Below are 20411 nucleotides of genomic sequence, written 5' to 3' on the forward strand. Positions count from 1 at the left end.
CACATCGGAATCGGTATCGCTAGGCTGACCTCACCTGAAACGATCCGTCCGAAGCCTTGCTTCGGGCAAGACTATCATAGGGGAGGACTACTCACATGGATCGTCGTTCATTTCTGAAAAATACCGCTTTGGGCGGTTCGGCGGCTGCCGCAACCGCGCTGGCGGCTCCGGCATATGCGCAGGGCAAGCGTACCCTGACGCTGGTCACCACCTGGGGCCGGGGCCTGGCGGGCGTGCACGATTCCGCGCAGCGCGCAGCCGACAATATCACCGCAATGTCCGATGGACAGCTGACGGTTGATCTGAAGGCCGCCGGTGAACTGGTCGGCGCGTTCGAGGTTTTCGACGCTGTCACATCAGGCCAGGCTGACATGTACCACGGTGCCGACTACTACTTCGTCGGTCAGCATCCGGGCTACGCGTTCTTTACCGCCGTACCGTTCGGCATGACCGCGCAGGAACTGGTCAACTGGTACTATCAGGACGGCGGCATGGAACTGCATGACGAACTTGGCCAGATTTTTGGCCTCAAGTCGTTCCTGGCGGGCAACACCGGCGCTCAGGCGGGCGGCTGGTTCTCGAAAGAGATCAACAGCCCCGAAGATTTCAACGGTCTCAAGTTCCGCATGCCAGGTCTGGGCGGCAAGGCGCTGGGCAAGCTGGGCGCATCGGTGCAGAACATTCCGGGTTCCGAAGTGTATCAGGCGCTGTCGTCCGGCGCGATCGATGGCACCGAGTGGATCGGGCCGTGGGCCGACGAAAAGGCCGGTTTCCAGGAAATCACCAAGACTTACTATACCGCGGGCTTCCACGAGCCGGGTGCAGGTCTGTCGCTGGCAACCAACCGAGAAGTCTTTGAAAGCCTCAGCCCCGCGCATCAGAAGATCATCGAGATCGCGGCGGGCGAGTGCCACCAGTGGAACCTGGCGCAATTCCTGGCCAACAACGGAGCAGCCCTGCAGCGACTGCAGGCCGGTGGCGTCAAGATCATGGAATTCCCTGACAGTGTCTGGGATGCCTTTGGTCAGGCTTCGCAGGACGTCATGAACGAAAACATGGGAGATGAGCTGTTCAAGAAGATTCACGACAGCGCCATGGCATCCATGAAGTCGTCCTCTGCCTGGTTGAACCTGTCTTCAGGGGCCTATACCGCACAGCGCGACCGCGTTCTGGGCTAAGCCAACCTTCCCGAAATGAAAGTTCCCCCGCCGCGCGCGGGGGAGCATTTTCGGTTTCCCAAGCACGAACGGATGCCAGACAGGCACAGGCTTGGGAACTGACGAGACTCTGGGGACAACATGCAAGACGAAAACGGCACGTCGTTTTTCGGCGCCTTGTTCGACGGATTGATCTGGTTCTTTCTGAACATCGCCGAGGCATTTTACAACTTCGGATACGCGATCACGCATCCGCAGCTCTGGCTCAACTGGTCCGACAAGGAAGCGATCATGCGCTTTGTCTACTACGGGGGCTCGGTTGAGTTCTTCTTTGTCGTGTTCACGCTGTTTCTGCTGCTGACGGCTATTGGCCTCTACAAGCGCGAATTTATGTGGGGCATGGTTCGCGGGCTGGAGGGTTTTGCCAACACGACCGGGCGCTTCTTTGCCTGGGCCGGGTTGCTGATGGTGATCCAGCAGATCGTCATCGTCTTCATGCAACGGGTTTTTGCCCGCCCCGACATGGCCTTTGGTCTTGGCATCCCGTTCCAGATGGACATCAGTTGGTATGCCGAAGAGCTGAAGCTCTATAACGCGATGGTTGTTTGCCTGTGCGCGACATACACATTCGTGCAGGGCGGGCATGTGCGCGTCGATCTGATCTATGCCGGCCTCAGCCACCGCGGCAAGCGCGTCGTGGATATGTTCGGGTCGCTTTTGTTCATGATGCCCATGGCGGTGCTGGTCTGGCTTTACGGCTGGTACTTCCTGTGGCGGCACCTGATCGTGCCGAACCCGTCCGCCAGCGATACGTTGGACAGGCTGCTCATGAAATCCCGCGCGCTTCGCTGGAATGTGGAAACCATCGGCTTCAGCCCAAACGGATTCAACGGGTACTTCCTGTTCAAGATCCTGCTGGTTTCTTTCGCAGCCATGGTCTTTCTGCACGCAATCGCCTTTTTCTACCGCTCGTATCTCGAATTCGTGGAAGGGCCGGAAAGTGCGGACAAATACCTCGACAAGGATACCCTTGGCGAGGGCGAAGAAGCCTATGAAGGCGCTCATTAAGTACGGGGACTAGAGAATATGCTATTCGGTCTTGATGGCGTCGAAATCGGCCTCATAATCGTGTTTCTTTGCCTTTTCGGAGGCATCCTGAGCGGCTTCCCGGTGGCTTTTGCCATCGGTGGCGCCGGTATCATCTCGTTCGGTATCATCGCCGCGCTCGACAGTGCCGGTATGCTGGTGCATCAGGCGATCGACACGGGCTCGCAAATGTATGCCGACCTGATCGCGTCAGGGGTACGACCCGATTCGATCTCGGTTTTCCGATACCCGGATTTGCCACGCGTTGCCGAGCACGTCTTTGTCGGCGGTTGGGAAACTGCGCTGGATCGCAATGTTTCCTTCATCGTCAACCGCATGAACGAGCGCGTGCTGGCGGGGCAATCCATTGAAACGCTTCTGGCGGTGCTGATGTTCGTCCTGATGGGCATTACCCTGGAACGCTCCAAGATCGCCAACGATCTGCTGACCACCATGGCGCGTGTCTTTGGCCCGCTCCCCGGCGGCCTGGCGGTGTCCATCGTGGTAGTGGGCGCGTTTCTGGCCGCCTCCACGGGTATCGTCGGCGCCACCGTGGTGACCATGGGCCTGTTGGCCTTGCCCACCATGTTGCGCAACAACTATTCTCCGGAACTTGCGACCGGCGTTATCGCCGCGTCGGGCACGTTGGGACAGATTATCCCGCCTTCTATCGTGATCGTTCTGCTGGGCACCCTCGCGGGTGATCTCTACTCCACCGCGCAGGAAACCCGGGCTGCGGCCGCAGGTTGCTCCGATGCACTGACCTATCTGGGTGAGCCCGCCGTGGTTTCGGTCGGCACTCTGTTCCAGGCCGCCCTGCTGCCAGGGATCATGCTGGCAATCCTCTACGCGCTCTATGCATTCGGCTATGCCCTGCTGAACCCCGAACACGCGCCAGCCGTCGCGATGTCGGGCGGCACCGGTGAGCCGATCACGCGCGCCGAAGGGCTGACATGGCTGTTGGCCGCTCCGCTCGGGCTGATCGTGGGTGCGGTCCTGATGGGAAGCGTTGGGCTGATCGGAACTCAGGATGTCTCGGTCTCCGGCTTCTCGGATATCTCCGAGGGCGCTTCGCTGCGCACCAATGTGTCTGCCGAATGCAAGGCCTCGATGATCGAGTTGCACGGACAGTCGGCCTGGGATCAGGCCGTCACGGAACAGGCGCAGATCGATGCCGCCGGGGGCGTTGAGGCCTCGCACAAGCTGAGTGACGAGGAACTGGCCGAGGCCCGTGCCGCCAAGATCGCGGCCGCCGCTCCAATCGGAACGGGTGTTGCCGTGATTGTTGTCCTGCTTGGACTGACGCTGATCCTGGGTCGGGGAATTGCACCGTCGCGGCCCACGGCGCCGTTGATACTCGGGGCTCTGGGCTTGTTGGGCATGGTGCTTGTCGACATCCTTGCCGTTGCTCCGACAACCTCGTCCGGTGTGACATTCGTCCTGCTGGCGCTGCCGTTCCTGCTGGCGCTCTATGGCTGCAAAGAAGCAGCCGCACGCTGTGCAAGCAATGAACTGATCCGGGTGGTTTTCCCACCGCTGGTTCTGATCATCGCGGTTCTTGGCTCGATCCTGGGCGGTATTACCAATCCGACACCCGCAGCCGCGCTTGGGGCGGGCGGGGCCATCATGCTGGCGGCCTATCGCAAGCTTCAGGATCAGGGTCGGTCCGGCCGGGTCATCATCTGGTCGACCTTCGCGATCATCATCTGCTTGTTGATCGGCGTGAACTTTGACCTGCGCATCAACCAGGGTGATGTCAGCGTCGAATCGTGGATCGCCTTCTTTGCGGCTTATGCGACCTACATCTACGCTCTGTTCGGGCTGCTGTTCGGCTGTTGGGTTCTGTTCACAAGCGGCGTTTTGACACCTGTTGTGCGTGAGACCGCAAAAGTGACCTCGATGGTTTTCACCATCCTGATCGGGTCGCAACTGCTGAACCTGGTGGTGATCTCGTTCGGGGGCGAGCACTATATCCAGCAGTTCCTGAAGAGCTTCGACAACGAGTTTACGGTCTTCCTGATCGTGATGCTGGTGCTGTTCATCCTGGGCTTCGTCCTGGACTTCCTCGAGATCATCTACATCGTGATCCCGATCGTGGGGCCGGTGATTTATGGCGGGTCGTTCGATCCGAAATGGGTCACGATCATGGTGGCAGTGAACCTGCAAACCTCGTTCCTGACCCCACCATTCGGCTTTGCGCTGTTCTACTTGCGAGGGGTGGCACCCAAAGAGGTCACAACCGGTCACATCTACCGGGGGATCGTGCCATTCGTCATCATTCAGGTGGTGGGGATCGGTATCCTGTGGTTCTTCCCGGCCATCGTGACAATCGTACCGGCACTGATCCCGAACTGATTGCGGGAGTGAATGCTGAAACGAAATGGGAGCTTTCGGGCTCCCGTTTTTTGTCGGTATATAAGGTGTTGCGCTTTCATGCCTCGCACCTTTGCCAGGCAGTATTTCTGGTTTGCGTCAGATGAACTGCAACAAATCCCAGCGGTTGCCGAACGGGTCACGCCAGACGGCGACCTTGCCATAGGGTTCCCGGCGGGGTGCTTCTTCAAAATGCACACCTTTTTCCAACATCGCCGCGTGATCGCGTTCGAAATTGTCGGTGGTCAGGAAAAAACCGACCCTGCCGCCGGTTTGGTTGCCAATGGCCGCGCGCTGTCTGTCTCCATCAGCCTTGGCGAGTATCAGCGATCCGTCAGAGGCGCCCGGAGGCGCGATCCGAACCCAGCGTTTGCCGCCGCCCAGATCCTCGTCCTGCGTCAAAGTGAAACCCAGCGCTCCGACATAAAACGCGATGGCCGTATCATAATCGGGCACGACAAGCGTGACCGCGAACAGGGATTGCTGCATCCCGCCTCAACCCTTGGTCGGATGCCGGTCGGGCAGCTGGATATTCGCGACCTGTTCGGCAATCGGGTCGGTGGCCAGCGGGTGATGGGCAATATCCTCGTAGTGCCGGGGGTTCGTCACCTTTTCCCAACGCCCCCCAAGATAGATCTCAAGGCCAGAGAACTTGGCCTTGTATCCCATCTTTGAACTTCCCGGCACCCAATAACCCAGATAGACATAGGGCAACCCGGCCTCGCGGGCGATGTCGATATGATCGAGGATCATGTAGGTGCCCAGTGAGTTTTGAGGCTGGTGCGGGTCATAGAAAGAATAGACCATGCTCAGCCCGTCTTCGAGGACATCAGTCAGGCTGACGGCAGTCAGGTCGCCGGTACGACGGTCGGAATATTCGACGACACGGCTGCGGATCGGGGTTTCCTCGATCATCGCGGCAAACTCGAACACGTCCATATCGGCCATCCCGCCATCAGCATGCCGGGTGTCCAGATATCTTCGGAACAGTTCGTACTGATCGTCCGTTGCCCAGGGCGACATGGCGCGCCGTTCCAGATGCTCGTTGCGTTTGGCGGTCCGCTTCTGGCTTTTGCCGGGGCTGAAGACGGAAACGTCGATCCGGGCAGACAGGCAGGCGGAACATTCGGTGCACGAGGGTCGGTACAACACGTTCTGCGAGCGGCGAAAGCCTTGCTGCGACAGGGAATCGTTCAATCTGTTTGCGCCTTCGCCCTGTAAGGCGGTGAACAATTTCCGCTCCATCCGGTCCTCAAGATAAGGACACGGCTGGGGGGCCGTCACATAGAATTGTGGCGCTATCGGCAGCGTATGGCGCATGCAGGTTCCGTGTTTGCTTGGGAGATGATACCAATCGTTTCGAAACCCGCCAAGGATTCAATGCACTGTTTTCAGGCGATTGCCCGCCGGTTCAATGCCACCGTTCCCAGAAACGCATCGGTCAGGCCCTGACAGCGAGCGCTGGTCAGCATCATGATCACCGACACGACCTGGATAACCGGGAAGGCCATGCTGACGAAATAGCCAGCGGTATGCGCGATTGCCTTTCCTGCATCCATCCTTGCCCCAAACGCATCGCGCAGTTCGATCCCGACGAACCGCATCCCCCATGTGGCCGACCCGTTGGCGATGGTGGCGACACGATAGACAAAGCTGACCAGCATAAAGATCAAGGCAACAAAGAACAGGCCAACGCCCACGGTCAGCAATACGGCGAACATGGTGAAGGTCGATATGACGACGACGTCGATCAACCACGCAACAAAGCGTTTGATCGCCACGCTCTGATAGAATTGGGGCTGGCGGTCAGGGTCGGGCAAATGGTTCATTTTGATCGTCCTAAGAAACTGGGGCGACGAACCCCGCCCGGCGAAGCCGGACAGGGCGGTTTTTTGGTCAGACGTCGTCTTTCGGTGCATCCGTATCGTCGCGAGATGCACGGTCATCGCGAGCTGTACGCACTCGTTCGTCCATGAACTGGTCGAATTCGGCCTTGTCTTTGGCCTCACGCAAACGTCTGAGGAACTCTTCAAAATCCTGCTGTTCGCGTTCCAGCCGCGCCAGGGTGTCGGCCTTGTAGGCATCGAACGCGCTGTTGCCCGAAGGTTTCATGGCGCTCATGTGACTGTGCCAGTTTTTGCGGCGGCTGCAGGATTTGCTGAACATGCGTTTGCTCCAGATCATATAGGCGAGAAGGGCCAGGCCGATGGGCCAGAAGAAGACAAAGCCAAGGACCATCGCGGCGATCCAGGCGCCTTTGCCTTTGCTGTCAAGCCAGGCTTCGCTACGATAAAGCCATCCCGGATGAGCGGGAGGGACGGGGTCGGACAATGTGGACATCTGGGCTCTCCTGATTGATGTAAACACCTTTCACATTGATCAAGATGGGGAAGGGAAAGGGGAATGCAAGAGGTAATGTGAAAAAGATTTACATTTGTGTCACCCACCGATTGAACATTCGCCACCGACATTGGCAAAAAGGGAAAGATCGGGCTGCTGCACAGGTCGGTGGGATGTGTCAGATGCTGTGCGCTCGAATCAGAAACCTCCGAAAACCCACGAAGACTGCTCGATTGCGCTGGGTTCCAACATAACGTGGCCGTGATGACGCTTGAGGCAGTAGGACAGAAAACCGACCCGCAATAAGCGTCCATGCTCTCCGTCGCCCCTATGGTGGGGTGAGGGTATAGATGTTTAATTTCAGTTAGTTAAGTGGCATCTTGTGCAGTGTGTGTGCAACATGAAATCGCCTTCTGGCGCGCTCCGTAAGGCGTTTGGCGGCTGTGCGGATTTAGTCAAATAAAAGAGCGTAAGAACCAAAACAACTTGGGGGCCTTGTGAACCCTGCAACGGGACACAGCCAGCTGTCCCCAGCCGAGCAGATTTGTTATGAGTGATTTGACGATGGGATTAGGGCAGGGGCGACATCAGCCTTTGCTCGTCGCCCTTTGATCAGTTCTTGACACGCGACTAATCGAGCAATGAGTGAAAGCGGACCTTTTCCACACTCGAGGCGAATGTTTCAGATGCGGGACAATCCTGCCGTTAGCACATCCTCCGTTGTAGAGTCGACCAGGCCGTACCGGTCACCCTAGCCGGTGTGCTTTCTCCCGCCCTGTACGCCTTCCGAATAGAACCAATCGTCGGGATAGGGATACCACCAGTCTGCTTCCTTCGCCTTCGGGTCGATCACGACCATCTTGGATCGCCTGAAGGCTTCGAGTCCCTGAAGGCCTAGCATGCGCCCAAGCCCAGAATTCTTGACGCCGCCAAAAGGCAAGGCATCGTTGTCCACCAGCGGGTTGTTGACCCAGACCATCCCCACCTGTAGTTCATTCACCCCCTGAAATGCCTCGTTCAAGTCGCTGGTAAACAGGCATCCGCCGAGACCGAACTGTGACGCGTTTGCCAGTTCAAGCGCTTGGTCAAAGTCGCTCACCCGAATGACCGAGGCGACTGGCCCAAAGACCTCTTCCCGAGTTAGCGCCATTTCTGTCGTCACGCCGGTCAGAATCGTTGGCTCGAAAAACCAACCCGGTCCGGCGTCATCCGGGATACCGCCTCCTACCTCAACCACCGCGCCTTTCTCTGTTGCATCGCGCACCAGCCGCTCGACCTTGTCGCGCGCCTCCTTGGAGGCCAACGGTCCGATTTCCGCCACCCCCATACCGTCGCCGATGCGCAGTTTCCGGGTTCGGGCCACGAACTCATCGACAAAATCGTCGTATACGTCATCCACCACAAAAATCCGTTCAGACGATGTGCAAACCTGACCCGATTGCAAAAAGGCGGCGGTAACCGCCCCGGCAGCAGCGACCGCGATGTCGGCGTGTTTACTGACGATCAGCGGGTCGCTTCCTCCAGCCTCGATCACTGCGGGTTTCAGGTTTTCCGCTGCGGCCACTGCCACCGCACGACCTGTCGGCACGGACCCGGTAAAGGCGACCACGTGGGTTTTGGGGCTAGCAATGAGTTGCTTGCCCACGTCTACCCCACCTGGCAGGCAGGCAATCAGGTCTTCGGGAAGAGCTCGGAAAAACTCCATGAAGGCCATCGTGCACAATGTTCCTGCGGGCGAGGCCTTCAACACAACGCCGTTGCCTGCTGCAAGCGATGCCGCCATCGACCAGCACCCAAGAATGAGAGGAAAATTGTACGGAACCACGTGCACCGACACACCGTAGGGTTCGTATGTCTGATACTGGAAAGATCCGGTCTGCATCGTGCCGGCTATCTTGCCTGCGTCATTGCGAGCCATCTCGGCGTAGTACCGGAACACCGGCGGGATGTTCGCGATTTCACCGATGGATTCCGGATACGGCTTCCCCGTTTCCAACGTCATCAGACGGGCGACCTCATGCATGTCGCCGCTTTCGATGTCGTTGGCAATCTGGTGCAATACCCGCGCGCGAGACTTGCAGTCCATTGCAGACCACTTCCTTTGCGCCGCATTGACCCGATCCAGAACCTGGTCCACGATCTGCGGCGACGGTTCACCAAAAATCCCGACGGGCTGCAAAGTTGACGGATTGATCAGCGTGGTCCCACCATCCTGCAACGGAACATGCCTGGGGTTGAGGTAGTAGCTGGATTGGAACGGGTCACGCATTGGGCAGTCCCCTTGTTTGACAGGCATTGCGCCGTTAGCGGATCATGTACACTTTCTTGACCGTATCGTGGACAGTGCAGACGCCTTTCCAGTCCTGCGGAAAAAAGGCCACCGTATCGGGCGTGATCTCAATTACCTCGCCGCTTTCATGGACATATGTACAACGGCCTTCCAGAAAGTGGCAGAACTCGTCCTTGGTGACGTGACATTCCCACTTACCGGGAGTGCAGACCCAAAGGCCGCATTCGGACTGGCCGTCAGGCCCCTTGTGGATCAGCTTTCCTGACGTGCAGGATTGCCCTTCGATCATTGTCGGGATTACCCCCCAATCGACAAGGTCAGTCTGCTGGAGCGGGTTTTGCATACGTGGCGTGGTCATGATTCAGGTTCGCGATCCGTTAGGTAGTAGGTGTTGCGCAATGTTTCCTCGACCGTGCATTCCCCTATCCAACCGGCGGGGAATAGTACGGCCGTTCCGGGCGTGATTTCGATGCTTTCGCCTGTATCCGACCGATAGACCGCGCGGCCCTGAACAAAATAGCAGAACTCGTCACGCGGTATCGTTAGGCGCCAGCGGCCTGGAGTGCAGACCCATGCGCCGATCTCCGGCCGGTTGTCCGGGCCCTTGTGAACCAGCAAGCCCGATGAATGCGACTGGCCTTCAATCATGTCCGGCTGTAGCCCCCAGTCCGTGAGGTCAGCGCGGGTCGAGATTTCGGAAAGATGCGGGGCGCTGCTCATTCCGCGGCTTTCAGGATGTCGTCAAGAATGCCAGCTGCCTTGGTCGGGCCATGCCGTGACTGCATGTGCGCAGAGGTTGCCGCCATCTTCGCCTGTATGGCTGGATCGTTGATGCATTTGTCGAGGGCAATAGCCAATTCATCATCGGTCCAGTCGTATCGGTGAAACCCGAACCCGTGGCCGGTTTCCTGAACACGAGTGGCGTTATCGTGGCCGTCCCAGACATAGGGCATAATGATTGCTGCTTTGCCGAAATACAGGCACTCGGTGAACGAGTTGTTACCGCCATGATGTATCACCGCGTCAACCTGCGGAATTACCGAAGGCTGGGGATACCAGCTCTGTATGTGCACGTTGTCGGGAATGTCTGTGTATTCGTCCATGTAATCCCCGACATTTACGAGCGCCCGGTAGGGCAACCTGGAAATGGTCGAAATGATCCTCTTTAGCAGGTCGGTGTCGCCTGCGCCAAGCGACCCGAAAGATACATAGAGAAGTGGTTTGTCATTGTTGGACTTAAACGATGGCACCTCAAAGGGTTCTTCTTCGCGTACGCAACCTTCAAGATACTGGAAGCGGTTTGGGTCCAGTGGGTTCTGCCGTTCGTACTTTGCCGGCTCGGGATAAAGCAGAAGGTTCATTGTGGGCGACGCTTCGAAAAACTCTCCAATCGGATAGGCGCCTTCGTTGCATCTGGCCAGGAACGCATTGTAGTCGTCGTGGATCGGCTTGATCACCTCGTGGAACTTTGCCTCATAGGCCTCCATGCCCTCGCGGTCATCCACCCGGCAGCCCGATAAGTGTGGCGGCACAATCGGGTCAGGGATTTCATTTTCGGAACATGAGATGATCCGTACCCACGGCACGCCGAACTGCTTGATGGCTGGGAACATAATGACATTATCCACGCAGATCATATCTGGTTTGATTTTTGCCAGTACCCCCGGCAGATCTTTTTGCGCCCATTTTGCGCTGTCGACGATCGCCTCCCAGCAATCCTTGACGTAGTTATCGATTTGGTCAATCGGGCTTTTGCGAAAATTCGGGATGTGGCCGTTGATGAAATCCTCCCAGAACTTTGCCATCGCTTCGGGTTCCATCGGCTCGGAAAGGGCAACGGGATGCGCCTCAAACCCATAACCTTCATATACCTCGACAAAGCCAGGATCGCTCAGAAATACTGCCTTGTGGCCCAGTTTCTCGCAGGCCTGCGCGATGCCAACCGAATTCAGCGCAGGGCCAAAGGCAGCTTCGGGGAAGAAGGCGATGGTTTTCTGTGACATTGTAGGTCTCCGGTTAGATTTGGCTTAGCAGTTGGGCAGGATGCGGGAATGTTTCGCATCCCATACGCAGTGGACATCCTGACCCGGCTGGATACTTTCACGGTCGGCTTGGCTGGCGGGAACGCGGGCGGACAGGGTGCTCCTCCCGCCGCGAACGCGCACATGCACACCCAGGTCTGACCCGTGATAGGCGACTTCCTCGACAGTGCCGGGAATGCAGTTGCGTCCATCTTGAGGGGCGGTCTGCATCAGGCTGACCCGTTCCGGGCGCACAGCAATCGTGGCAGCACCGCGCAGCTCGGAAACGCCCCTCAGCATTCCCGCCCCGTGGACATCGACACCGCCGTCGACGGCGTTGCCATCCAGAAAGTTCATCACGCCGATAAAATCTGCAACAAAGCGCGATCCGGGGTGTTCGTAGAGCTCGTGAGGAGTACCGACCTGCGCCAGCTTGCCATCATGCAAGACCGCGATCCGGTCGGCCATGACGAGGGCCTCTTCCTGATCATGGGTCACAATCAGAAATGTAATCCCCACCTCGTGCTGCAACCGTTTGAGCTCCAGCTGCATCTCTTCTCGTAGTTTCTTGTCCAGAGCTGAAAGGGGCTCATCCAGCAACAGGACCTTTGGCCTTTTGACCAGCGCGCGCGCCAAAGCAACCCGCTGTCGCTGCCCACCAGAAAGCTGATCCGGCTTGCGCCCGGCAAATCCCGAAAGTTTCGCACTTTCCAGAACCTCGGCCACTCGCGTGGCAATTTCGTCCTTGGGTAATTTCTCCATCTCTAACCCATAGGCGACGTTTTTTTCGACGCTCATGTGCGGAAACAAGGCATAGGACTGGAACATCAGGTTCAAGGGCCGCCTGCTGGGGCGTATGTTTGTCACGTCCTGCCCGGCAACGATTACCTGTCCTTCCTGTGGTGTTTCGAACCCCGCCAGCGTCCGCAACAGTGTGGTCTTGCCGCAGCCCGATGGGCCCAGAAGTGCAAAGAACTCGTTGTCGCGAATATCCAGTGAAACGTTGTCGATCGCAGTAACCAAACCGTATCGCTTGGTTATATTCCTGAGTTGAACCCCTTGGCTCATCGGCTGAAAACCTCTTTGTCGGCACGCTGCGCGAAGAAGACCAGCGTGAACGAAACGAACATGACGATGGTAGCCATCGCATTGATTTCCGGCGTGACGCCAAATCGGATCATTGCGTAAATCTGCATCGGCAACGTGGTCGAGGATTGCCCGGCACCGGCGGTGAAAAAGGCAATAATGAATTCGTCCACTGACAGGGTGAAAGACAACAGCGCCCCGGCGATAACCCCCGGCGCGATGGCGGGCAGCAGGATGCGGCGAAAGGTAGTGAATTCGCTGGCCCCAAGGTCGGCACTGGCCTCAAGTATCGAATGGTCGAAATTGCGCATCCGCGTACGCACCACGGCGACAACAAAGGCTATGTTAAATACGACATGGCTGAGGATGATCGAATGAAGCCCGAGCGTCATGTTGAGCAGTGTGAAAAAGGACAAGAGCGCGATGGCTAGAACTATGTCGGGGATGATCATCGGCGCGAACAGAACCGCGTCTAGAACTGAAGAATTGCGCCGTGTCTCGACGCCGACCGCTAAAAGCGTGCCGATTATTGTCGCCAGAACGGTCGAGATCAAGGCCACGATGAGCGTGTTGCGCGCCGCCGACAGTATTGGATCCGCGGTAAACAACTTGCCGTACCATTCCAACGAAAATCCGGTCCACACAGTTGGAAGTCCGGCCCGGTTAAAGCTTAGTGCCATGAGCACAAGGATTGGCACATAGAGAAACGTGTAAAACAAAACCAGGTGCAGCTTCAGGCCCATGTTGGCTCGGTTCCGCATCAGTCCTGCCCTCTCTGTCCTGCTGCGCGATTGGCCAATACCGCCTGAGCGAACAAAAGCCCCATCATGATCGCAATCAGGAGCATCGACAGGGTTGCTCCGAACGGCCAGTCGCGGGCGCTCAGGAACTGGTCATAGATCAGGTTTCCAACCATCTGAAGTCGCCCGCCACCAAGCAAATCGGGCGTTATGAAATTGCCGATCGACAGCACAAATACAAAAACACCACCTGCCGCGACGCCCGAAATGGTCTGTGGCAGTATCACCCGGTAGAAAGTGGTCCAAGCGGGCGCTCCAAGATCTTCCGAGGCTTCTATGGTTTCGACGTTTATTCGATTCAGCGATGAATAGATCGCAAGAACCACAAAGGGGGTGTAGTTGTAGACAAGCCCAACGATCACAGCGAAATTATTATAAAGCAGAGACAACGGCTCATCGATCAAGCCGGCCCCCTGCAGGGTATTGTTGATCAACCCCTCGCGGTTCAGCATCACGATCCAAGCGTAAGTGCGGATTAGGTAGTTGGACCAGAACGGCAGGATCACCAAGATCAGCAAACCGGTCTGCCAACGGCGCGGCGCCAGCGTGATAGCATAGGCCGCCGGATAGGCGATCAGGATGGCGATCATGGTGGCCAGAAATGCAATCTTGGCTGAGCGCAGGAAGATCCCAAGGTAAAGAGGGTCGGCGGCCCGCACAAAATTTTCAAACGTAAAGACGTAGTCGATGCCGCCATAGACGCCGCGTTCAAAGAACGCATAGGTGAAAATGAGGCCGCACGGCACCACCATCAGAAGTGCAAGCCAACCCAGGCCCGGCCCCAGCAAGATCACCGATTTCAGTCGATTGGTCATATACTTGGCAATCTGTGGAGTAGTGTCGTATAGGCCCGACCCTTTGTTCGGGTCGGGCTTTGCTCAGGGTTCGATCACTTACTGTGCGGCCATGATTTCGGTCACTGTCCGAGCAAAGGGTTTTTGGCCCTTGCCGAGATCGCGCAGCTGCTCGTACTTGGTAAGATCTGCAGGCGACATTCCCATATTCGGGAAAGTTTCGATCAAGGACGGGTCCAGTGCCTCCATCGCAGCCTTGTTCGGCGTTTTGTACAGGATATTGCTGGCAACCCAGACACCGACATCCGCGCCTAAGACATAGTTCACAAAAGCATGCGCCGCGTCTTTGTTTTCAGATGCATCTGTGATGACTAGCGCATCTACCCACAGATCCGATCCTTCTGATGGAATCGTGTACTTGATGTCTGCGTTCTCACCGATGCCGTAGTTACACCAGCCATCCCAGGCGTGAACCATCGTTGCCTCGCCCGATACCAACTTCAGATAAAAAGTTGCATCGTCATAGGCCAGCAGATCCTGCTTCGCCGCAACCAGCAGGTCCTTTGCAGCCGCCAACGCCTCGTCCGACGTATCATTCAGAGACTTTCCGAGGGCTAGCGCGGCAGCCCCCATCAGCCAACGATCCGTAGAGAGCATTGTCACTTTACCTTTGAGGTCGTCAGAGGGTTTGAGCAGATCGTTCCACGAAGTCGGTTCTGCCATCAGGTCTGACCGGTAGCATAAGCCCGTCGTGCCCCAAGCGTATGGCATTGAATAGTCGTTGCCCGGATCATGAGCCAATTCTTTAGCTTCGTCATACAGGTTGGACGCATTTGGAACCTTGTCGTGGTCGATAGCAGCCACCAGCCCCAAGTTGTTTAATGCTTCGGCAAAAGGCGACGAGACGAAAAGAACGTCGTAGCCCTTACCGCCACCGGCTACGACCTTGCCCATGATTTCTTCGTTGGTGCCATGAACCGAGAGCTCGGCCTCTATACCAGTTTCCTTCGTGAAATTCTCGAGCAGGTCCGGCGGCATGTAGCCGTCCCAGTTCGAGATGACGATTTTCTCTGCTTGGGCCGCTCCGGCGAATACACTGAGTGCGCAGACCGCCCCGGCGGTGAGCCAAGCAAATGGCAAACGGAACGAATTGGTGAACTTGTTGGTCATGTCTTCCTCCCTTGACATTCGCGCTCGCTTCTGGGGCGAGATATATGATGCAATCACGGTATTTTTTGATGAATTAAAACTCAACAATTTTTTGAATCATTTTTGTGTGGCTCGGTGAGGTCATTTAAGATACGGTTTTTATTGTATATTAGTTGGGTATGACGAAAGCGTCCTTCTTATGCCGCCAAGCAAACACTTGAAACTTGCCCAAAAAATACTGGATGTCGCGATGGATCTCGATTTGCATCAGGGTGACAGGCTGGTGGAAAAAACCCTTGCTGATTCGTGCAGCGTCTCTCGCACTCCGGTCAGATCCGCATTGAGGCTGCTGGAGCAGGAGGGGATGGCACGCAAAGCGGCAGAAGGCGGGTTTGTTCTGGAATGTGAACCCGAGAAGGGGCATTCGGTACTCAACCAGCATGCGGTCGGAGCTGGTGCCGATCTCGCCAGTGCCATCCTACGCGATCGCGGCGCCCGACGCCTGGGCGGCTCCATCAATGTCACGGACCTGATCCGGAGATATTCGGTTTCCCGCAGCGCTGCACAGCGTGCGCTCGAAGCTCTCCTGGCCCAAGGCGTGATTCAGAAAGCCGAAGGTCAATCCTGGGTGTTCACGCGCATGCCCGGAGACCGTTCTGGACGAATTGAGAGCTACGAATTTCGTCTGATACTGGAACCGCAGGCCATTCTGTCCGACGGTTTCAAGTTGGACACCAAGCGCGCCGATCTGGTCCGCAGCCAGACCGAAGCGCTTCTGGCGCAGTCGGAAAACTCTTTCAATAGCCAGGATTTCCAAGACGCGGATCTTGCCTTTCACAAGCTCATCGCTCGATCGTCCGGAAACCAGTATCTAGCTTCTGCTCTCATGGCCCATCATGGGTTGCGCCACCTACCAGGCGGATCATTCGGTATGATCGACTTTCGGATGAGGCAGGCGCTCGATGAACATCTGCGTATACTTGATTTCATAGCGCAGGGTCATTTCGACCTTGCTGCGGATCTGATGAGGGTGCATTTGCGGCTTTCAATGAACCAAAGACCCAGCGTCGCCAATCGTGGTGCTCCGGCGCTAGTCCAAGCGACTCGCGGGTCAATCCGATGAGTGAATGATGAACCGCGAGGAAGCACCCGTAATCGCCTTTTTCCCCGAAGCTAGTTTTGGGGCTGCACTGAATTGTGTGGGGATCGCTCAGGAACTTCGCGCAATGGGCGCACTCCCCGTTTTCCTGACCCACGGTGGCTTTGGTGGCGTATTCGCAGATTACGGTTTTGACGAGTTCGCCGTCCCAGTTCAATCAAAGTTGACAGAAGAGGAAACCCAGACTTATTGGCAGGAATTCCTGAGTCATCACCTACCGCATTTTAGCATGCTCCCAACTGACCAACTGGCCACCTATGTTGAGCCCGTTTGGAGCGCAATCGTCGAGACAGCGGAATCGGTTGAGCAGGGGTTGGAAACGGCGCTAGAGCGGATCAACCCGGATGTCGTCGTCCTCGACAACGTCATCATGTTCCCGGCCATCGTACGATCCGAGCGCCCATGGGTCAGGGTCATTTCTTGCGCGGAAACCGAGTTGCCAGACAACCGCCTACCGCCGTACCTGTCCGGCTTGCCGGCATCTGACGCTGCCGGGTGCGCGGCATTCCGGAACCAGTACCTGGAGACCCTTGGCCCAATTCATGCTCGCTACAACAAATTTCGCATGGATCGGGGACTTGAGGTATTGCCTAAAGGTGAGTTCCTAGAAACATCACCGCATCAAAACCTTCTTTTGGCGCCATCTATAATTCGCCATGATCGTGATCAGGCGCTGAGTCCTGGACAATTCACCTTTCTCGAAGGCTGCGTACGCCAGGAAGGTCCCTACCGTGTACCTCAGATGCCCCGTAACGACGGGCCTCTGGTGTATGTGAGTTTTGGTAGCCTGGGTGCTATGGATGTCACTTTTTTTGAAAGCCTGTTCGACGTATTCAAGAAAATGGACATGAGGTTTCTGGTCAATGTCGGGGCCCAGATCGATGCCTATTCCAGAGTACCAGACAATGTTCATCTGCAGGAATGGTTCCCGCAGCCGTCCGTGGTTGAACAATGCGATCTGTTTATTCACCACGGCGGCAACAACAGCTTTTGCGAAGCGCTGTATTTCGGGGTCCCGTCGCTGATCCTTCCCTATTGCTGGGACGGACACGATAACGCCCAGCGGGCAGTTGAAACCAGTGTCGGACTCAGGGTAAATCGATGGGATTGGACACCGGAGCAGTTGGAGAATACGATTAACCAACTACTTGGGGACGCGGAGATGAAGACCCGGCTGGCTGCGAACTCAGAGATCATGCAGTTGAAAAAGTCGGTTCCGTTAGCTGCTCAAAAAATTCTGGATTGTGTAAAACCTAACCGAATCTAGTTTATTCCCGTCGGTCATCCGTTTTGTCATGAAGGATGGAAGGGTACATCGCAACGAACTCTAAATCACTGAACCTAAAGCGCTTTGATGATGTGACCGCCCCCTGACGGCATCATTGTGCCAAGGTGGGTCTGCAACGATCCACAAAGGAGAGCGGTCATGTCAGAGATTATCACGGTCGGGCTCGATCTGGCGAAGAATGTATTTCAGGCCCACGGGGCAGATGCAGCGGGGCAGCCTATTCTGCGCAAGAAACTGCGTAGAGTTCAGGTGCTGACCTTCTTCAGCGAGTTGCAGCCCTGTGTTGTCGCGATGGAAGCCTGTGGCGGCGCTCATTTCTGGGGTCGCGAGATCGGCAAGCTGGGTCATGAGGTGCGGCTCATCCCACCCGCCGGGATCGTGTACATGCCGGTCTCGGCGCCGCTGTCGTCCATCACCGGCCGCACGGTGATGGAACTGAGCAGCGTGCGTCGCGCGATGTCCTCGGCCAGTTCCTCGATCGACACGCCCGCCTTGACGTGGCGCACGTTCGACTGGCTGAGCATCAGCTTGTTGAAGGGGATGTCGCGCGAGGCGCTGAGGGTGATCTTCTGGTGCTTGGTCATCGGGATATCTCCGTGTACGGGGTGACGACGGGTGCGTTGAAAACGCAAACGACGCCCCACCGGGGGCGTCGTTACGGAGGAACCGGGAGCCTCTCTCCCGACCTCCAAACCCGTCACGGAAAACCCGGCCCACCTCTGACTCTGTGCTAGATGAGAGCAGGAAACCAACGACCACAGTACGTCGAAACCTCGCTGTATCTGAGCGTTCTTTTGGTAGAAGTACATCTCGAACTTGGTGAAACGCCAACAGGAAGAGATGGTTTGGTCGCACAACTGGCGGAGACCAAATCGATCAGATAGACAATGAGCTCATGAGTTATGTGAGGTCGAGATGGGCTACGGATTAGAGAACTTGAAGGCGGAGACCATGTCTGCCTTTTCGCAACTTTTTACAATCAATGCCGATTCAATTCGCCAACACGAAAATGGCGAATACTTTGTTTTGTACGGGCGTGGCTCAAAGCGAGTTCAGAGCATCTTGGGTGCGGAACGCGAGATCTTGATCATTGGGAACACCTATGTCGATCAACAAGCGCGTTCACTTCAGTTTGCCCGTCGCATCATTAACGAGTCTGATGGGCGACTTGAAACAAGTCTCTGTGTTTTCGTGCATAAGGACCCAAGAGGAAACGCCAAATTAAAGAGATGGGGTCGGGAGAATGGTGTTGCAGTAATTCCAGTTTATACCTCTAATGGCGTTTTGCCGCGTGGTCAGGAAATGGAGAGACTGCTCTCTTATGAGTTCTTCACGCAAGACCCATTCGACGTCACTGGGCCGGTTGCGAATGATGCACAGTTCTACGGTCGACGCACCGAAGCCCAAGAGCTAGCTCGCAAACTACAATCCGGACATATAAGGGCCTGTTTTGGAATACGAAAAATCGGAAAAACCTCAGTGCTTCACCGGGTTCTGGCGGAACTGAAGGACCACTATGACGCGGTTACGTTGTTTATCGATTGCCAACGAGACGATGTGTTTAGCCTAGATGCGGCAGGGCTCCTCAATTCCATTACCCGATCACTACTTGAGCTCAAGGACTCTGGTCGGCCCTACGCAGAAGTTGATGCGACAACCTCGGGCAATTCGCTCGCCGATGCGGCAAAGGAATTTCAAACTGCATTGGGACAGTTCGACGTTCCAGTGATACTAGCTTTCGACGAAATTGACTACATTACGCCGAGCAACGGTGGTGCAAAGCAGTGGCGTAGCGGATTTGTTGAGTTCTGGCGAAACGTTCGCGCCGCCTACCATGCTGCCGCCCGTGATGGACGCAAGGTATCTTTATTGATCAGTGGAGTTTCCAGCCGGTGGTTTTCAGTGGAGTCAATTGACGGGGTTGAAAATGCAGCGCTCGCCTTCATCCCGGAGGAATATCTCAGCCCTCTGCCTCGAGGGGCATCGAACGCAATGATCAAGAGTATTGGTGCGATGGCCGGTCTTCGGTTTGATGAGGAGGCGTTACAAGCAGTTTCATCTTTTTGCTCGGATATGCCGTTTTGGATTCGCAAGGCTTGCTCATCGATTCACGGGAAGGTGGAAACCACTTCTCGCCCGGTTACTCTATCTGCAACGGCGGTTACTTCCATGCTTGCTGCCTACGGTCGCGATGAGGGTGCAGCATTGGCCAAGGTCGCTCTACAGCATCTGTTCCGAGTTTATCCCGAATTGAAAAAGCCTGCATTGACGCTACTTCAGGACAGCCCAGACCTGCCTGCAAACGTTTGGCGCACCCTAAACCGTTACGGTATAGCCAGCTCAGACAACAAGGTTTCAGGTGATATGATGCGTATGGCGTTGACGATGGTGGCAGAAGAAACACCTCTGATCGATGTTGAGACCTCTGCAGGTTCGGAACAAACACGGCCGCTTATCAGTGAATGGGCTGAGGAGTTGGCAGGTATCTCATATCGGCGGAATAATCTGGAGCGCGCACTTAGAGCAATAGTCATAAACTTCCTGCGTGTTTCCGCTCTCTCTTCGAAAGGTGAAGCATCAGCCAAAACCACTCTGCTCGCCGCTGTGCCCGAGAGGCGAAGGGCCGAATTAGAACCGTACAACCTAGAAATTGTTTCTGAGAGACTATTCTGGCTTGAGTTGGTCGCTGTTATCAATAAAAATTGGACCCTCTTTGAGCGTGTATTTGGTGACAAAACGGTGTTCAATGAAAACGCGAACATTATCAACGACAGGCCAGATGCCCACGCGAAACACCTGGAACCGTCCGATGTTGCGATGCATCGGCGAGCGCTACAGTGGCTTGACGACCGCATTGGCCGGATTTGA

Annotated in this window: 18 protein-coding genes and 2 pseudogenes; 7 read left to right on the top strand and 13 right to left on the bottom strand. The window is 56.2% G+C overall.

Annotated features, from left to right (window positions below):
• Positions 1–95 precede the first annotated feature (95 nt).
• The 3 genes from ACR0LZ_RS10255 to ACR0LZ_RS10265 all read left to right on the top strand — a co-directional run bounded on the left by ACR0LZ_RS10255 (position 96) and on the right by ACR0LZ_RS10265 (position 4598).
• On the top strand, positions 96–1178 hold the full coding sequence (locus ACR0LZ_RS10255; protein ID WP_480749707.1) for a TRAP transporter substrate-binding protein: 1083 nt from the start codon (positions 96–98) through the stop codon (positions 1176–1178).
• A gap of 120 nt (positions 1179–1298) precedes the next feature.
• On the top strand, positions 1299–2225 hold the full coding sequence (locus tag ACR0LZ_RS10260; protein WP_480749708.1) for a TRAP transporter small permease subunit: 927 nt from the start codon (positions 1299–1301) through the stop codon (positions 2223–2225).
• Positions 2226–2243: 18 nt separating this feature from the next.
• Positions 2244–4598, top strand: a complete 2355-nt coding sequence (locus ACR0LZ_RS10265) for a TRAP transporter large permease (protein WP_480749709.1) — start codon at positions 2244–2246, stop codon at positions 4596–4598.
• 117 nt (positions 4599–4715) lie between these two features.
• Here the strand turns inward: ACR0LZ_RS10265 and ACR0LZ_RS10270 are convergent, their stop codons facing one another.
• The 12 genes from ACR0LZ_RS10270 to ACR0LZ_RS10325 form a co-directional block, all read right to left on the bottom strand.
• Positions 4716–5105, bottom strand: coding sequence for a VOC family protein (locus ACR0LZ_RS10270; RefSeq protein ID WP_480749710.1), 390 nt, complete (start codon positions 5103–5105; stop codon positions 4716–4718).
• 6 nt (positions 5106–5111) lie between these two features.
• Positions 5112–5936 (bottom strand): arginyltransferase, encoded by an 825-nt coding sequence (locus ACR0LZ_RS10275; protein WP_480749711.1) that lies wholly within the window; start codon positions 5934–5936, stop codon positions 5112–5114.
• A gap of 71 nt (positions 5937–6007) precedes the next feature.
• Entirely contained in the window at positions 6008–6445 is a 438-nt protein-coding gene (locus tag ACR0LZ_RS10280) for an RDD family protein (RefSeq protein WP_480749712.1), read from the bottom strand.
• A gap of 67 nt (positions 6446–6512) precedes the next feature.
• Positions 6513–6956, bottom strand: a complete 444-nt coding sequence (locus ACR0LZ_RS10285) for a DUF2852 domain-containing protein (RefSeq protein ID WP_480749713.1) — start codon at positions 6954–6956, stop codon at positions 6513–6515.
• Between the two features lie 751 nt (positions 6957–7707).
• Positions 7708–9225 (bottom strand): aldehyde dehydrogenase family protein, encoded by a 1518-nt coding sequence (locus tag ACR0LZ_RS10290; RefSeq protein WP_480749714.1) that lies wholly within the window; start codon positions 9223–9225, stop codon positions 7708–7710.
• A 34-nt stretch (positions 9226–9259) separates the two neighbouring features.
• A complete protein-coding gene (locus tag ACR0LZ_RS10295; RefSeq protein ID WP_480749715.1) occupies positions 9260–9604 on the bottom strand; it encodes a cupin domain-containing protein in 345 nt (114 codons plus the stop codon).
• Complete coding sequence (locus ACR0LZ_RS10300) at positions 9601–9966, bottom strand: cupin domain-containing protein (protein ID WP_480749716.1); 366 nt, start codon at positions 9964–9966, stop codon at positions 9601–9603. Before ACR0LZ_RS10300 ends, ACR0LZ_RS10295 begins: the two co-directional genes overlap by 4 nt.
• Entirely contained in the window at positions 9963–11249 is a 1287-nt protein-coding gene (locus tag ACR0LZ_RS10305) for a nucleotide disphospho-sugar-binding domain-containing protein (protein ID WP_480749717.1), read from the bottom strand. The genes ACR0LZ_RS10300 and ACR0LZ_RS10305 overlap by 4 nt, the downstream gene beginning before the upstream one ends.
• 24 nt (positions 11250–11273) lie before the next feature.
• On the bottom strand, positions 11274–12335 hold the full coding sequence (locus ACR0LZ_RS10310; RefSeq protein ID WP_480749718.1) for an ABC transporter ATP-binding protein: 1062 nt from the start codon (positions 12333–12335) through the stop codon (positions 11274–11276).
• Complete coding sequence (locus tag ACR0LZ_RS10315; RefSeq protein WP_480749719.1) at positions 12332–13114, bottom strand: ABC transporter permease; 783 nt, start codon at positions 13112–13114, stop codon at positions 12332–12334. Before ACR0LZ_RS10315 ends, ACR0LZ_RS10310 begins: the two co-directional genes overlap by 4 nt.
• Entirely contained in the window at positions 13114–13968 is an 855-nt protein-coding gene (locus ACR0LZ_RS10320) for an ABC transporter permease (RefSeq protein WP_480749720.1), read from the bottom strand. Before ACR0LZ_RS10320 ends, ACR0LZ_RS10315 begins: the two co-directional genes overlap by 1 nt.
• A gap of 78 nt (positions 13969–14046) precedes the next feature.
• A complete protein-coding gene (locus ACR0LZ_RS10325; protein WP_480749721.1) occupies positions 14047–15117 on the bottom strand; it encodes a polyamine ABC transporter substrate-binding protein in 1071 nt (356 codons plus the stop codon).
• Between the two features lie 178 nt (positions 15118–15295).
• Between ACR0LZ_RS10325 and ACR0LZ_RS10330 the strand changes: the two genes are divergently transcribed.
• The 3 genes and pseudogenes from ACR0LZ_RS10330 to ACR0LZ_RS10340 all read left to right on the top strand — a co-directional run.
• On the top strand, positions 15296–16219 hold the full coding sequence (locus ACR0LZ_RS10330) for a GntR family transcriptional regulator (RefSeq protein ID WP_480749722.1): 924 nt from the start codon (positions 15296–15298) through the stop codon (positions 16217–16219).
• A gap of 7 nt (positions 16220–16226) precedes the next feature.
• A complete protein-coding gene (locus ACR0LZ_RS10335) occupies positions 16227–17522 on the top strand; it encodes a nucleotide disphospho-sugar-binding domain-containing protein (RefSeq protein WP_480749723.1) in 1296 nt (431 codons plus the stop codon).
• A 159-nt stretch (positions 17523–17681) separates the two neighbouring features.
• Positions 17682–17915, top strand: a pseudogene (locus ACR0LZ_RS10340) (IS110 family transposase); the annotation flags it as partial.
• Here the strand turns inward: ACR0LZ_RS10340 and ACR0LZ_RS10345 are convergent.
• Positions 17906–18127, bottom strand: a pseudogene (locus ACR0LZ_RS10345) (DNA-binding protein); the annotation flags it as partial. The pseudogenes ACR0LZ_RS10340 and ACR0LZ_RS10345 sit on opposite strands and share 10 nt — an antisense overlap.
• Positions 18128–18458: 331 nt before the next feature.
• Here ACR0LZ_RS10345 and ACR0LZ_RS10350 point away from each other — a divergent pair.
• Entirely contained in the window at positions 18459–20411 is a 1953-nt protein-coding gene (locus ACR0LZ_RS10350; RefSeq protein ID WP_480749724.1) for an ATP-binding protein, read from the top strand.

The organism is Ruegeria sp. CI1 (genome assembly GCF_056536925.1).